At 64.4% G+C, this 15,127-nt stretch carries 13 protein-coding genes; 11 read left to right on the top strand and 2 right to left on the bottom strand.

Annotation, left to right across the window (positions count from 1 at the left end; all coding sequences use genetic code 11):
• Positions 1-8 precede the first annotated feature (8 nt).
• Genes murC through ftsA form a run of 5 tightly spaced genes read left to right on the top strand, consistent with a single transcriptional unit; the run spans position 9 to position 5,405 of the window.
• Positions 9-1,421 carry a UDP-N-acetylmuramate--L-alanine ligase gene (murC, locus tag LZ016_RS09085; RefSeq protein WP_241447055.1) on the top strand — a complete coding sequence of 471 codons (1,413 nt, stop codon included), beginning with the start codon at positions 9-11 and terminating at the stop codon, positions 1,419-1,421.
• Positions 1,418-2,311, top strand: coding sequence for a UDP-N-acetylmuramate dehydrogenase (gene murB / locus LZ016_RS09080; RefSeq protein ID WP_241447054.1), 894 nt, complete (start codon positions 1,418-1,420; stop codon positions 2,309-2,311). Before murC ends, murB begins: the two co-directional genes overlap by 4 nt.
• A complete protein-coding gene (locus LZ016_RS09075) occupies positions 2,308-3,249 on the top strand; it encodes a D-alanine--D-alanine ligase (RefSeq protein WP_241447053.1) in 942 nt (313 codons plus the stop codon). The genes murB and LZ016_RS09075 overlap by 4 nt, the downstream gene beginning before the upstream one ends.
• Positions 3,249-4,139 (top strand): cell division protein FtsQ/DivIB, encoded by an 891-nt coding sequence (locus LZ016_RS09070; protein ID WP_241447052.1) that lies wholly within the window; start codon positions 3,249-3,251, stop codon positions 4,137-4,139. Before LZ016_RS09075 ends, LZ016_RS09070 begins: the two co-directional genes overlap by 1 nt.
• A gap of 9 nt (positions 4,140-4,148) precedes the next feature.
• Positions 4,149-5,405 (top strand): cell division protein FtsA, encoded by a 1,257-nt coding sequence (gene ftsA / locus LZ016_RS09065; RefSeq protein ID WP_241447051.1) that lies wholly within the window; start codon positions 4,149-4,151, stop codon positions 5,403-5,405.
• A 40-nt stretch (positions 5,406-5,445) separates the two neighbouring features.
• Here ftsA and LZ016_RS09060 read toward each other — a convergent pair whose 3' ends face one another.
• The gene (locus LZ016_RS09060; protein ID WP_241447050.1) at positions 5,446-5,802 is read right to left on the bottom strand and encodes a VOC family protein; all 357 of its coding nucleotides are present in this window, start codon (positions 5,800-5,802) and stop codon (positions 5,446-5,448) included.
• Positions 5,803-6,287: 485 nt separating this feature from the next.
• Here LZ016_RS09060 and LZ016_RS09055 point away from each other — a divergent pair, with 485 nt between their 5' ends.
• The 5 genes from LZ016_RS09055 (at position 6,288) to LZ016_RS09035 (ending at position 12,045) form a co-directional block, all read left to right on the top strand.
• Positions 6,288-6,623, top strand: coding sequence for a DMT family protein (locus LZ016_RS09055; RefSeq protein WP_241447049.1), 336 nt, complete (start codon positions 6,288-6,290; stop codon positions 6,621-6,623).
• A gap of 108 nt (positions 6,624-6,731) precedes the next feature.
• Complete coding sequence (locus LZ016_RS09050) at positions 6,732-7,973, top strand: MFS transporter (protein WP_241447048.1); 1,242 nt, start codon at positions 6,732-6,734, stop codon at positions 7,971-7,973.
• A 134-nt stretch (positions 7,974-8,107) separates the two neighbouring features.
• Positions 8,108-9,496: a cell division protein FtsZ gene (gene ftsZ / locus LZ016_RS09045; RefSeq protein ID WP_241447047.1), complete on the top strand. Its 1,389-nt coding sequence runs from the start codon at positions 8,108-8,110 to the stop codon at positions 9,494-9,496.
• A 207-nt stretch (positions 9,497-9,703) separates the two neighbouring features.
• Positions 9,704-10,888: a tetratricopeptide repeat protein gene (locus tag LZ016_RS09040; protein ID WP_241447046.1), complete on the top strand. Its 1,185-nt coding sequence runs from the start codon at positions 9,704-9,706 to the stop codon at positions 10,886-10,888.
• Positions 10,885-12,045: a deoxyguanosinetriphosphate triphosphohydrolase gene (locus tag LZ016_RS09035; protein ID WP_241447045.1), complete on the top strand. Its 1,161-nt coding sequence runs from the start codon at positions 10,885-10,887 to the stop codon at positions 12,043-12,045. Before LZ016_RS09040 ends, LZ016_RS09035 begins: the two co-directional genes overlap by 4 nt.
• A gap of 216 nt (positions 12,046-12,261) precedes the next feature.
• Here the strand turns inward: LZ016_RS09035 and LZ016_RS09030 are convergent, their stop codons facing one another.
• Positions 12,262-12,879 carry a PEPxxWA-CTERM sorting domain-containing protein gene (locus tag LZ016_RS09030; protein WP_241447044.1) on the bottom strand — a complete coding sequence of 206 codons (618 nt, stop codon included), beginning with the start codon at positions 12,877-12,879 and terminating at the stop codon, positions 12,262-12,264.
• Positions 12,880-13,389: 510 nt separating this feature from the next.
• Between LZ016_RS09030 and argS the strand changes: the two genes are divergently transcribed.
• Positions 13,390-15,123: an arginine--tRNA ligase gene (gene argS, locus LZ016_RS09025; protein WP_241447043.1), complete on the top strand. Its 1,734-nt coding sequence runs from the start codon at positions 13,390-13,392 to the stop codon at positions 15,121-15,123.
• Positions 15,124-15,127 lie beyond the last annotated feature (4 nt).

Here is a 15,127-nt window from a genome sequence, read left to right as displayed (position 1 = left end):
CTTCAAAAATGAAGGCTTTGGGCACGGACATCGGCACGATCCATTTCGTCGGGATCGGCGGCATCGGCATGTCTGGAATTGCCGAGGTCATGCACCAACTCGGGTACAAGGTGCAGGGCTCCGACATTTCCGAAGGCTATATCGTCGAGGGGCTTCGCAAGCTCGGCATCCCCATCATGATTGGCCAAAAGGCCGAGAACCTGGGCGATGCCGCGGTCATCGTGATCTCGTCCGCCGTCAGCCGCGGCAATCCGGAAGTCGAAGCAGCGGTCGAGCGCCGACTGCCCATCGTCCGCCGTGCGGAAATGCTGGCCGAGCTGATGCGCATGCAGAAGACCATCGCGGTCGCCGGTACGCACGGGAAGACGACGACGACGTCGATGATCGCCGCAATGCTCGACGCCGGCGGGCTCGATCCCACCGTCATCAACGGCGGGATCATCAATCGCTACGGATCGAACGCGCGTCTCGGCAAGAGCGACTGGATGGTCGTCGAAGCCGACGAGAGCGACGGCAGCTTCCTTCGTCTCGATGGGACGATCGCAGTCGTCACAAACATCGATCCGGAGCATCTCGAGCATTACGGCGGCTTCGAGGAGGTCAAGAGGGCCTACTGCGAGTTCATCGAGAACGTCCCGTTCTACGGCCTCGCGGTGATGTGTATCGACCATCCGGAAGTGCAGAACATCATCGGCCGCATCCGCGACCGCCGCATCTTGACCTACGGCTTCTCCGCGCTGGCAGACCTGCGCGCCGACAATGCCACCGGCGGACCGGGCGGGAGTATTTTCGACGCGGTGATCCTGGAACGTGACGGCTCTCGCCGCACGATCGAGGACATCACTGTCCCCATGCCTGGGCGGCACAACGTGCAGAATGCGCTCGCCGCAATCGCCGTCGCGCTGGAACTCGGTATCAGCGAGGAGCAAATCCGCGAAGGCTTCGCGCGCTTCGACGGCGTGAAGCGGCGCTTCACCAAGGTCGGCGAGGTCGACGGCGTGCCGATCATCGACGATTACGCGCACCATCCGGTGGAAATTCGCGCCGTGCTTTCGGCGGCTCGCGAGAGCGCTGACGAGCGGGTGATCGCGGTGATGCAGCCGCATCGCTACACGCGCCTCAATGATCTGATGGAAGACTTCCAGAACGCGTTCAACGACGCGGACGTGGTCTTCGTGACCCCTGTTTACGCGGCGGGCGAGCAGCCGATCGAGGGCGTGGATTCCGAAGCGCTGGTGGAGGGTTTGCGGGCCCACGGACATCGCATGGTTCGCACAGTCGCTGACCTCGACGATCTTTGCGGCGCGCTTCGTGACCTGGCGGCGCCCGGTGATCTTGTCATCTGCATGGGTGCGGGCGACATCACCAAGTGGGCTGCGTCGCTAGGCGATTGCCTGAGCGAGGCGAGGGCGAGCAAGTGAGCGTCGCCGCCCTGCCGCATGTCCGTGGCAAGCTCACCGAAAGCGCTCCGCTTGCCCCGCTGGTCTGGTTCAAGAGCGGCGGCGCCGCGCAATGGCTGTTCGAGCCGAAGGATGAGGAAGATCTCGTCACCTTCCTGCGCGAGCTCGATCCCGATGTCCCCGTGATGGCGCTCGGCCTAGGCTCCAACATGATCGTCCGCGATGGTGGCGTGCCAGGTGTCGTCGTTCGCCTCGGAAAGGCATTCGCCAAAATCGATAAGGTCGACGACGTGACGCTCCGCTGCGGCGGCGGCGCCAGTGGCATTCTCGTTTCCTCGACCGCTCGCGATGCCGGCATTGCCGGTCTGGAGTTCCTGCGCGGCATCCCTGGTACCGTCGGCGGCTTCGTCCGAATGAACGGCGGGGCCTATGGGCGGGAAGTGCAGGACATTCTCGTCGAAGCGCGCGTCGTCCTGCGCGACGGCACGGTCGAGACCTGGCCGCTCGACAAGCTCGGCTACACCTATCGCCATAGCGAAGTGCCTCCGGGCGCCACAGTCGTCGAAGCGACCTTCCGCGGCACTCCGGGCCATCCCGAAGCAATCGGCTCAGAGATGGACGCGATCGCCCGCGCCCGCGAGGAGTCGCAGCCCCTGCGCAGCCGCACGGGCGGTTCGACGTTCAAGAACCCGCCCGGTCACAAGGCATGGGTGCTCGTCGACGCGGCGGGCTGCCGCGGGCTGACGATGGGCGACGCCCAAGTGTCCGAAAAGCATTGCAACTTCCTGCTCAATCTCGGTAGCGCCACCAGCGCCGACATTGAGGCGCTGGGCGAGGAAGTCCGCCGCCGCGTGTTGGAAAGCTCCGGCATCACCCTTGAATGGGAAATCCAGCGGATCGGCAGGGAATGAACAGGGATTTGAACGTCGTCGTCCTGATGGGCGGCTGGTCTTCCGAGCGCGAGGTGTCGCTGACCAGTGGCCGCGGCGTCGCCGCTGCGTTGCGCGAGCGCGGCTGGTCGAACGTCACTGAAGTCGACATGGACCGTAACGTGGCCCAGGTGCTGACGGGGATCCGGCCGGATGTCGTCTTCAATGCCTTGCACGGCACACCGGGCGAGGACGGCACGGTTCAGGGTATGCTGGACCTGATGCAGATCCCGTACACGCACAGCGGCCTCGAAACGTCGGTGATCGCCATCGACAAGGAACTGACCAAGATGGTCCTCGTCCCGCACGGCGTTCGCATGCCGGCAGGAAAGGTTGTAACGAGTGAAAGTTTGCATCGCGAGGATCCGATCGCGCGACCCTACGTGGTGAAGCCCGTGAACGAGGGCTCGTCCGTGGGCGTCGCCATCGTCACCGCGGACGGCAATTACGGGAACCCGATCGGCCGCGACGTCGAGGGGCCGTGGAAGCATTTCGACCGCCTGCTCGCCGAGCCCTTCATCAAGGGCCGCGAGCTGACAGTCGCCGTGTTGAACGACGAACCGCTCGCGGTCACGGAGCTGCAGCCGAAGGCCGGTTTCTACGATTACGACGCGAAATATACCGACGGCCTCACGACGCACGTCTGCCCGGCACAGGTTCCGGACGACATTGCCAAGGCGATGATGGACATGGCCGCCGAAGCGCATCGCCTGCTCGGCTGCCGCGGAGCGTCGCGGTCCGACTTCCGCTGGGACGACGAGCAGGGCGAAGCCGGCATTTTTCTGTTGGAAGTCAACACTCAACCCGGAATGACCCCCTTGAGCCTTGTGCCAGAGCAGGCGAAAGTGCGGGGCATCAGCTACGGTGAGCTGGTCGAGCGCTTGATCCACGAAGCGCTCGAGCGAGAAAAGGTGACCTGATGGCGACGCGGGGGGCCAAATCGAAGCGCAAGCCTTCTTCGCAGAAGGGCGCGAAGAAGATTTCCGTCGCCAATGCGCGCGCCAACAAGCTCGCGGCTTTCGCCTTCACCGGTTTCCTGGTGCTCATGGCGGGTGCTGCGGCGATCGCCCTCGATCTGCCCGCCAAGGCCGCTCTGTCTGCAGGCGAGGCGGTGGGCAGCGCGGGATTCCGTGTCGACGGCTATCAGATCGTCGGTTTGAAGCACATGGACCGCAAGCTAGTCGACGCAGTGGTGCTCGACGAGCTTCGGCTTGCGGCGGCCGCCGCAGGCGTGGCGAAGCCCGCCCAGCCGCTCGTCAATGTCGCGCGGATCCGCGACCGCCTGATGCGCTTCGGATGGGTCAAGGACGCCCGCGTGTCGCGCCGCCTGCCTGACACACTCGTCATCGATATCGTCGAGCGCATTCCTTCGGCGCTGTGGCAGGACCGGCAGCGCCTCGCCCTCATCGACGGCGACGGCGTCGTCCTCGATCGCGTGCCCGTCGACAAGATGCCCGACCTGCCGCTGGTTATTGGGCCGGGGGCGAACTCGCGCGCCAGCGAGCTCAAGGCGATCCTAGCCGCTGCACCAACCATGCAGGCGCAACTGGCGTCCGCGACTTGGGTTGGTGGGCGCCGCTGGGACCTCAGCTTCCAGTCCGGCGAAACCGTCGCGCTTCCCGAAGGCGAGAAGGCAGCGAGTGACGCACTCGCGCGTTTCGCCAAGATGGATCGTTCGACAGGACTTCTCGGCCGCGGCCTCGTTCGCTTCGACCTTCGCATTCCCGGCAAGATGATCGTTCGCTTGCCCCGTTCGCCGGGCGAGCCGATCGACCTTTCGCCCACCCTGCAACAACCAGCCGAGGGCTGACTTCGAACCGTGGCTTCTCCGGCTGACCAGCCCCTGATTGCAGCACTCGATATCGGCTCCTCGAAGGTCGGGGCGCTGATCTGCTCGCTGACCGACGACGGCCGCCTGCAGGTGCTCGGCACCGGGCAGCGCGAAAGCCGCGGCGTCAAGCGCGGCTACATCACCGACATGGAGGCGAGCGAGCACAGCGTCCGCGAAGCGGTCGAGCTCGCCGAACGAATGTCGGGCCTGACGATCGAGGACGTGTGGGCGAGCTTCGGTGCCGGCGGGCTCAGCAGCAACCTCGCCAACGTCGAGGTCGAGCTTGGCGGCCATCAGGTAGAGCAATCCGACGTCGACGAGCTGCTCCTCGGTGGCCGCAATGCGATCGACCGCAACGGCCAGGTCGTGCTTCACGCGCACCCGGCGCTTTACACGATCGACGGCGTTGAGGGCGTGAAGAACCCGATCGGGCTTCATGCGGATCGCCTTGGCGTCGATATTCACGTTGTTGCAGCCGACCCCGCTCCGCTCCGCAACGTCGACTACGTCATCCGCTCGGCGCACCTCGGCGTGAAAGCGATCGTCGGATCGCCCGTCGCCGCCGCGCTGGCGTGCCTCAGCGAGGATGAGCGCGATCTCGGCGTTGCGCTCATCGAGCTGGGCGCCGAAGTCACCAACGTCTCGCTTCACGCGGGGGGCATGCTCCTCGGGCTGCGCTCGATCCCGCTCGGCGCGAAGGATATCACCGACGACATCGCCTGCGCGTTCGGCGTGCAGCGCCGCGATGCCGAACGGCTGAAGTGCTTCTACGGCTCGGCCATGACCAGCCCGCGCGACAATCATGAGATGATCGAGGCGCGGCAAATCGGATCGGAAGAGGCCGCCGAGCCGCTGCGCATCACGCGCGCCCAGCTGATGACCGTCATCCGCCAGCGCGTCGAGGAACTGACCGCAAAGATCGAGGAAGCGCTCAAGAGCCTCGGCTTCACCGGTCCGGTCGGACGCCAGGTGGTCCTGACCGGCGGCGGCGCGGAGCTGAAGAACATTGCAGACTACATGCAGGGCGTGTTGGGCCGCTCCGTCCGCGTCGGGCGGCCGAAGCAGATCACAGGCCTTCCGGACGCGCACAGCGGACCGGCCTTCTCAACCCTGGTCGGCCTCGCCATGCTGGCGTCGTCCCGCAGCGGCGACATCCGCGACCTCGCGCTCGGCAAGATCACGCAGAAGAAGCCGGCGACCGGCATGTTCGGCCGCCTCTTCGCCGCGATGAAGGGCGGGATTTAGCCGTCCGGTCTAGGTTTCTGCTTTGGGTGGAGGGCCGACACTAACGTGGCGATGACTTGAGTTCGAAGATGTGGCCGTCGGGGCTGCGAAAATACTGCCACGCAAAGCCGTTCCATCGGCCAATTTCCCCGATCAGCTCGATTCCGGCGAGCCTGAGTTCCTCACGAGCCGTTTCCAGGTCATCCACCTCGAATGCAACTACCGGCGACGACGTCAGCTGCTTTTCTCGCTCGTCCCTTCCGAAGATTTCGAGCTGGTGCCCGGAGGCAGTCTTCAGGATTGCCTGTTCGTCCCCGGCGACCCAGACTTCAAGCCCGAGAACGTCGCGATAGAACCGAAGGCTACGTCCGAAGTCGGAAGTCGAAACGCCGACCCAAGAGAAGGACTTAACCTGCACGCGTGCACTCCCTCGCAGGGAGGATAGCGAAGCATCGTCGTCGCTCAACAGATGCTCGTGTGATGGCAGGATTGGGTCGAAAGCGGACACTCGCGGTGGCCGGCGGGAGCCTTTTGCGCGCTGCTCCATTTGTATGGCTCGGTGTCTTGGGGTTTCGCGCAAATGCCTGCTTATAGGATGGTGGTGTACAGTGAGGATGACCGGTTCATTGTCGTGGACCGCACCTTCCATGCAGAGAACGACAATGCGGCCACGGAGACAGTGGTGTCATTGAGGCGCGGTCGGCGTGCCATCCTCAAGCGATCCTACGACGTGGTTCAGACGTGGGATTCCGAGCCAGAGGAATTTGTCGAGACGAATGTCGTCCCGCTCCGCCGCCTCACGCGGCCGCTGCCCCTGAGACTTGAGCGGCAGAATCTGTCTTAGGTCCGAAGGATCGCCTCGCCGGTGGAACCGATGGGCGCACGGCGATAAGGCGTTCCGCAATGCAGACCATAGCGCTCCTCATCATCTCGAACATCTTCATGACGCTGGCCTGGTACGGCCATCTCAAGTTCCCGCAGTGGCCGATGATCACGGCCATCCTCGTGGGATGGGGATTGGCCTTGGTCGAGTATTGCTTTGCCGTCCCGGCGAACCGGCTGGGCTATGCGCACGGCTTCACCGCAAGCCAGCTCAAGATCGCGCAGGAAGTCATCACACTTGCTGTGTTCGCCGTGTTCGCGGCGGTTGTGCTGAAGGAGCCGATCGGCTGGCGCTACGCCGGCGCTTTCGTGTGCCTCGCGGGCGCAGCAAGCTTCATGTTCCTTGGACGCGCCTAGCAGGCGCGCCAGAAGCACGGAATTAGCAATTGCTCTCCTGGGCTGGAGTGGCATGCTCCCCCCGTCGCGCAGTGGGACGTTTGCAGGCAGGCGGGGGAGTGGGCAACCATGACGGCAATCGGTGCGAGGCGCGGCGCTTCGGGTGCGCTCGTCTTCCTGCTCGGTGCGGCGATGTTCCTGAACTACGTCGATCGGGGGGCGATCGGCATTGCGTCGCCCTTGATGAAGTCGGATCTGGGTCTCAGCGATGAGGCGTACGGCGTCGCCTTCTCCGCTTTCTTCTGGGTCTACGCGCCGGTACAACTCTTCGCGGGTTGGCTGTGCGATCGCTTCTCAGTCTACAGACTGATGGCGCTCGGCATCCTGCTGTGGGCGGGAAGTACGCTGTTAATCGGTCTCGTCGGCGGCTTCGCGTCGCTGCTCGTTCTGCGGATCATGCTCGGGGTCGGCGAGAGCATTTCCTTCCCCGGAAGCTCCAAGATTATCTCACAGCAGGTCCCACCGGGACGGCGCGGTATCGCCAATGCAGCGATCGCTGCGGGCCTGGCGCTGGGGCCCGCCGCCGGGACCCTCGCTGGCGGACTGATTCTCGCCCACTCGGGCTGGCGAATGATCTTCATCGTCTTCGGGATCGTGACTCTGATCTGGCTGTGGCCATGGCGTCAGACGGTTCGGTCGCTGCCGACGGTGACTGAAACTCAGGCAGATGATCGCGTTTCGCTGGGCTTCCTGATGAGAAAGTGGCCGCTGTGGTCGATGTCGATCGTCCACGCTTTGGGCAACTACTGCTTCTACTTCCTCCTCGCTTGGCTACCCTTGTTCCTAACGAAATCGCGCGGCTTCTCGATCGGCGAGATGACCATGCTCGCGACGCTCGGCTACGCCGTGCAGGCGGCATGTGCCCTCGGCTACGGTCACTTTTCGGACTGGTGGACGCGCTCCGGCCGGTCCGAGGCCGTGTGCCGGCGCTGGATGATGGTTGCGAGCCAATTGCTTGCGGCTGGAGCGATCCTCGGCCTGGCCTTCGCGCATGACGCAGTGACGATCGGCATCTTGCTGTGCCTCGCGGGAGCAGCATCCGGGTCCCTTTCGCTGAATCTCTACGCGGTCGCCCAGATGTTCGCCGGTCCTCGCGCGTCCGGCACCTGGGTGGGAGTGCAGAATGCGATCGGCAACCTTTCAGGCATCATCGGGCCGATCATCACCGGTATTGTGGTGCAACGCGCCGGCTACAACAGCGCGTTCGTCCTGACCGCAGCGATCGCGGCATTCGGCGCAGCTTGGTGGGCCGTGGGGGTCCCCAAAATCGAACAGGTCGCCCTGGGAGAGGAACAACCGCAACGCGATTGAGTCTTTCAAGCCACGGAATCGACACTTTTTTCGGCGGTTGTTAACTTTTTCGCTTGGCAGGCGACTCGCGATGATTCAGAAGATTCGTGGTGGTGGTTCAACGCGCTAGCGGCGCTTGAGGGGGTTTAAGGTCCATGAGCATCGATTTCATTCGGCCCGAGGTTGACGAGCTTCGTCCCCGGATCAGCGTAATCGGCGTGGGCGGTGCTGGCGGAAACGCTGTCGCCAATATGATGCGCGCCGACGTGCAGGGCGTCGACTTCGTCGTCGCGAACACCGACGCGCAGGCCCTCAACGCCTCCGCAGCCGACCGGCGCATCCAGCTGGGCCTCAAGATCACGCAGGGGCTTGGCGCAGGTTCTCGGCCCGAGATCGGCCGCGCCGCAGCCGAGGAAACGATCGAGGATATCGAGCGCGCCCTCGAAGGTTCGCACATGTGCTTCATCGCCGCCGGCATGGGCGGCGGTACGGGCACGGGCGCGGCTCCCGTGATCGCCAAGGCTGCTCGCGACCGCGGCATCCTGACGGTCGGCGTCGTGACCAAGCCGTTCGCCTTCGAAGGCGCTCGTCGTGGCCGTTCTGCCGACACCGGCATCGAGGAGTTACAGCAGCACGTCGACACTTTGATCGTCATCCCGAACCAGAACCTGTTCCGCTTGGCCAACTCGGAAACGACCTTCAAGGAAGCGTTCGAGATGGCCGACGAAGTCCTCCAGCAGGGCGTTCGCGGAATCACGGACCTGATGGTTATGCCGGGCCTCATCAACCTCGACTTCGCCGACGTCCGCTCGGTGATGGGCGAGATGGGCAAGGCGATGATGGGCACCGGCGAAGCGTCGGGCGACAATCGCGCCATCGAAGCCGCCGAAAAGGCGATCTCGAACCCCCTGCTCGACGGCGTTTCGATGAAGGGCGCCAAGGGCGTCATCATTTCGATCACGGGCGGCGAGGACATGCGCCTCATGGAGGTCGACGAGGCCGCCAGCCACATCAAGGAACTGGTCGATCCGGACGCGAACATCATCTGGGGTTCTGCGTTCAACAACGACCTCGACGGCCGCATCCGCGTGTCCGTGGTCGCCACGGGGATCGAGGCGGAAGCCGTTGCGCAGCCGCAGCCGGGCAAGGTGTTCGCCTTCCCGCGCGCGACAACTGCCCCGGTCGCAACCGCTCCGGCCGCGCCGGCTCCCGTCATCGACGAAACGGAAAGCGACGACGACGAGACGCTCGAGCTGACGGACGAGGCTGGCGACGAACTGCTGCTCGACAGCGACGATGTCCTGACCGCGCCGGTCGGCTCGGCTCCGATCGCTCCGCCCACGGACGAAGACGAGACCACGATCGAAGCGACTCCGACCGAGGAGAAGCCGAAGGTTCGTGAGACCGGCACTCTGTTCGAGCGCATGTCGAACATCGCTCGCGGCGCCGCCCAGGCGCAGGTCAGCGATGAGGATGCGACTCCCGGCTTCCGCCGCGAGCCGATCGACATTCCGCGCTTCCTCAACCGGCAGAACAATCAGTAACGACAAGGATCGTTGACGTGACGGGCGCCTTAACGAGCGCTCGCCACGGCTCGCCGTTAATCCACTGGCGCGAAACCTTTGAGCAAGCTCACGTCTGTCATGGGGAGGTCCATGGCAAAAGGTCTGTGCATTCACGCGCGCGTAGCCGCGCTGAATTTGGCGTTTCTTGGGTGCGCGTTAGCGCTGCCATCGCAAGCTGTTGCGCAAATGACGTACGCGGAAAGCCCCGCGGACGCACTGACTCGCAACGTGAAGATCCTCGGCGAGGATCCGAAGAACTTCCAGGCGTTGATCGCCGCCGGTCGTGCTGCGCTCGCCATGGGCGACACGCAGGCAGCCGTCGGTTTCTTCGGTCGCGCGGACGAGGTCTGGTCGACCAGTCCGTTGCCGCAAGCCGGCATGGGCGCAGCCATGGCGCAGAGCGGCGAGGGCTCGCAGGCCCTCCAATTCTTCCGCGCGGCCACGCAACGCGGCGCAACCCAGTCGATGATCGGCGCCGACCGCGGTCTCGCCTACGATCTGTTGGGCCAGCATGCACAGGCTCAGGCAGACTATCGCGCTGCCTTGTTGGGCCCGGATAGGGACGAGGCACGGCGGCGTCTCGCCCTCAGCCTGGCAATCACTGGGAACAAGACTGAAGCGCTATCGCTGCTGAGTCCGCTAATGGCTCGCGGCGATGCTGCCGGCGCGCGGGTTCGCGCATTCGTCCTTGCGCTGACCGGCGACGTATCCGGCGCGCGATCGGCGATCGAGGCGGCAATGCCCGGATCGTCGCGCGAAATGGCCTACTTTTTCCAGAAGTTGCCGACGCTGCGTTCCGATCAGAAGGTCGCCGCGTGCAACCTCGGTATCTTCCCGAGCAATGGATCCTCGCTCCCGTCCGTTTCGGTGGCGTCCGTTGTGACATCCTACTCAGCTTCGCCCGCGGCGCCTGCTGCCAAGGAAGACCGCATGAGTTCGATCCAGCAATGGCTTTCCCAGGGCAACTCGACCGCAGCGACCGTCACTGCGCCGACACCGATCCTTGCCCCGCCTCCGGCGCCGGCAACCACGCAGGTCGCCTCTCTGACGACGAGCATCCCGCAGCCCAAGGCGGCGACGGGGTCAGCCACGTACACGACAAGCAAGCTCTGGCTCCAGCTCGCGAGCGGCACGAACGCAGCGGCGATGCCGGAGCAGTTCGAGCGTATGAAGTCCCGCGACCACGAGCTATTCGAGGGGATCAATGGCTATGTCGTCGAGGAAGGTGGGAAGGCGCGCCTCCTGGTGGGCCCGTTCCGCAACAGCAGCGACGCGAATATTTTCGCCGACGATCTTGCGTCGGTGCGGATCGACGCCTTTACGTGGACCAGCCGACCCGGCCAAACGATCAGGAAATTGCCCGCCGAATGACCCTTCTTCCGGACCTCGCCGCGCAACCATCGAAATCGCGCGGCAGGGCCCATCCGGAAGCGGACGGGGGACCTCGCGGTCCTCGCGACATCTTTCAGCGCGACCGCGACCGGATCATCCATTCCGTCGCTTTTCGCCGCCTCCGCCATAAGACGCAGGTCTTCGTCGCTCCCGACGGGGACCATTACCGCGTCCGCCTAACCCACAGCATCGAAGTCGCGCAGATCGGAAGGACGATCGCCCGCGCTCTCGGGCTGAACGAGGATCTGACGGAAGCGCTGTGTCTTGCCCACGACCTTGGTCATCCGCCGTTCGGTCATGCAGGTGAGGACGCCCTTCAGGCGGCAATGGCGAGTGCCGGCGGCTTCGACCACAACGCCCACAGCATTCGCCTCGTTACCAAGCTGGAGACGCCTTATCCGGGATTCGACGGCCTCAACCTGACGTGGGAAGCGCTCGAGGGGCTGGCCAAGCACAACGGGCCGATCGCCGCGCCTTCATGGGCGCTTGCTGCGGCCAATCATTCCTTCGACTTTGAACTCGGTAGCTGGCCGTCGCTGGAGGCGCAGGTCGCGGCCGTCGCGGACGACATCGCCTACGACAATCACGATATCGACGACGGCATGCGCGCGGGCTTGCTAAACCTCGACGAGCTGATCGAGGTGCCCATCGTCAAGCGCCACTGGGAGGACATCGAGCGGCGCCATCCCGGCATTCCGAACGACAGAAGGCTCCGCGCCCTGGTGCGGGACATGATCGGGACGATGGTGGGTGACGTCCTCACCGAGACGGAATTGCGGGTCGCTGCAGCGGGCGTGGCGACGAGCGATGAGGTTCGTGCTGCCGGCGAGCAGCTTGCGGGCTTCTCGGCGGAACTCGCCGAAGAGGAGAGGGAGCTGAAGCACTTCCTTTATGCCCGGCTCTATAATGCACCGGAACTCGTGCCCGTCCGCGTCGAAGCGCAGCGCGTTGTGGCCAACCTTTTTGAAGTGTATCGGGCGAATCCGGGGAAGCTGCCGGAAGACTGGCGCGGCGGCGCCGACGAAACCGAGCGGCTCCGCATCATCGGCGATTTCATTGCTGGAATGACGGACCGGTTCGCTGCCGCGCGCCACGAAGAGCTTATCGGGCGGGTGGACCTTCCCGACCGCTTCTGAAGCGGCATGGGTGGGGTCCGTCCCTCGCGTCGCTCATCAAGAGCCGGACCCCATAAGGCTTCTCAATGGCTTGGGTGGGACCCGCCAGCTCCGGTGTCGCGTAAGAGCCGGGGGTCCCGCAACAGGACCCGCTCCCTCCCACTAGGGGAGGAAGCGGGTCTTTGGTTCATGGACTGCCATTGTGAACGGCCCGAGCAGCCGCTCTTTCCTGGACTGCTAGGCGACCTGGGTCAGGAGCGCCTTGCGGCGGCGGCGAATGCTGTATCCAGCAGCGCCGAAGCCGATGATCATCATCGCCCAGGTTGCCGGCTCAGGAATCGCGCCGTTGACCGGGATTGCCTTCGACACGAGGTCGTAGTTGTTCTGGCTGCCGACCCAATCAATCTTGAAGGCCGTCTCGTAAGCGTCCCAGCTCCCGACCGTGTTCGAGGTCACGCTGAACATGATGCTCAGCGAGTCGCCGAGCAGGGCGGCTGGGATTGGCGGGATGCTGGGGTTGTCGAAGCAGTAGAAGTTGCCGCTTCCGTCGCAGCCGGTGCTGTTCAACCCCCCGGTCATGAAGTTGAAGCCAGCGCTCGACCCAGACACGGCGGTCCCGACGTGCGGGTCATTAAACGCAAAGGCGTTGATGCCTGTACGGCCACCCTCGGTATCAGAAGCGCTGTTGATGCCGCTGATGGCCAGAGTGAAGTTGCCCGTCAGGCCCCCGTTGGTGATTGAGTCCAGCGACAGGTCGTAGGTGATACCATCTGCGATGAGGACAGCAGCCGAAGCGGGCGTTGCGAACGCTAGCGCGGTGCTGGCGGCAATTACGGTTAACAGAGCGGATTTCATGGCGCGTCCTTTCCCAAGGCAGCGAGCCATCGCGCACCCTCCGAGCGCGGTGATTCGTCACGAGTTTGATCTAGCGCAATACGTTGAAGTTGGGCCCTTATCTTTAGTTAACCTTAAGCAGATTCTCGATAATCGCTGTTAACAGCCTGTGCTAAAACGGGACATTTCTGTCCCAGGGTGGGGCCCGCGCCTCGCGTCGCTCGTAAGACGCGGACCCCGCAACGGGTTGGGACCCGCCCGCCCCCGGTGTCGCGAAAGGGCGGCGGGCCCCGTAAACGATCGATGCGATTCTGGAAGCCGCTTTGGGCGAATGGGTTAGCGCTTCCCTCGTCACATCAAGGGGAGCCTCCGCGCTGTGTCGAACGCGTCGACTCGTCGACGAGGGGGCTTTTACGCCCGCCATCCCGCGATGTTAACATTCTATTCACTTTTCATTTACCACCGCGGCGACAGGTGACGGACCGGCACTGCTGCGCTAGAGGCCGCGTCTCCCGACATTCGCGAGAAGAAATGAGCATCTACGCGCGTTACTCCGCGCTCCTCGACGGAGTGCTGGACGACCTCCAATCCAGTGGCGATCTGCCGGCCGATTTCAATCGCCGCGCGGTTGCGGTCGAGCCCCCGCGCGATGCGTCGCACGGTGACCTCGCGACCAACGCCGCGATGGTGCTCGCCAAGCCCGCCGGCACGAACCCGCGAGCGCTTGCGGCGCTGATCGCTCCGAAGCTGGAGGCCTTGCCTGGAGTCACGGCGGTCGAGGTTGCGGGTCCGGGGTTCATCAACCTCCGCCTGTCGCCCGACGCATGGCGTAACGAACTCCGCACCATCCTCAACGAGGGTGAAAGCTACGGCACGTCGAACGCCGGCAAGGCAGAGCGCGTCAACGTCGAATATGTCTCGGCGAACCCGACTGGTCCGCTGCACATGGGCCATTGCCGCGGTGCCGTGGTGGGCGATGCTCTTGCGCGCGTGCTCGAAGCGGCGGGCTACCGGGTCACCAAGGAATATTACGTCAACGACGCGGGCGGCCAGGTCGATACACTCGCCCGCTCGCTGCACCTCAGGTACCGCGAGGCGCTCGGCGAGGACATCGGCGAGATCCCGGAAGGACTCTACCCCGGCGATTATCTGATCCCGGTCGCGACCGCGCTGGCTGCGGAGTTCGGCGATCAATATGTCGGCCAGCCCGAAGAGGCTTGGCTCGAGACGTTCCGCACCCGCGCCGTCGCGGCAATGATCGAGCTCATCCGCCACGATCTCGGCCTGCTCGGCATTCATCACGACAAGTTCGCTTCCGAGGCGGAGCTGCAGAAGTCGGGCGCCGTCGAGCGGACGATGGAAGTGCTCAAGGCGAAGGGGCTAGTCTACCAGGGAGCGCTCGAACGGCCGAAGAGCCTCGACCCGCACGACGAGTGGGAGCCGGTGGAGCTGACGCTGTTCCGCTCGACGCAGTTCGGCGACGACCAGGACCGGCCGATGAAGAAGTCGGATGGCAGCTGGACCTACTTCGGCGCCGACGCAGCTTATCACCTGCAGAAGGCCGAGCCCGCGGACCATCTCGTCAACATCTGGGGCGCCGACCACGCCGGCACCGTCAAGCGCGTGCAGGCGGCGGTGACTGCGCTGACCGACGGCAAGGTCGATCTTGACGTGAAGCTCGTCCAGATGGTGCGCCTGTTCCGCGCCGGCGAGCCGGTGAAGATGTCGAAGCGCTCGGGATCCTTCGTCACGCTGGCCGACGTCGTCCGCGAAGTCGGCAAGGACGTGGTGCGCTTCATGATGCTCACCAAGCGCGCCGACACGATGCTCGACTTCGACTTTGCGAAGGTGGTCGAAGCATCGAAAGACAATCCCGTCTTCTACGTGCAGTACGCGCACGCCCGGATCAGCTCCCTGAAGCGCAAGGCGGCGGATGCCGGCGTCAGCTTTGACGATCCGGTCGACCTCGATCTCTTGGACGACGAGGAATTGGCGCTGGTGAAACTGGCCGCGCAATACCCGCGCACGGTTGAGTCCGCGGCGACCACGCACGAGCCGCACCGGATCGCCTTTTACCTCTACGATCTGGCCGCGGCGTTCCACGCGTTGTGGCATCGCGGCAACGACGATCCAAATCGTCGCTTTCTCGTTGAAAATAATCCGCAACTTTCGCGCGCGCGACTGGAACTCGCGCTCGGCATCGGGCAGATAATCCGGAGCGGTCTGGCGCTCATGGGGGTCGCCGCGACCGAGGAGATGCGTTGAAGTC

This window comes from Sphingomonas telluris, from assembly GCF_022568775.1.
In the GTDB taxonomy this organism is placed as follows: Bacteria; Pseudomonadota; Alphaproteobacteria; order Sphingomonadales; family Sphingomonadaceae; genus Sphingomicrobium; species Sphingomicrobium telluris.
This window is presented reverse-complemented; position numbering and strand designations above follow the sequence as displayed.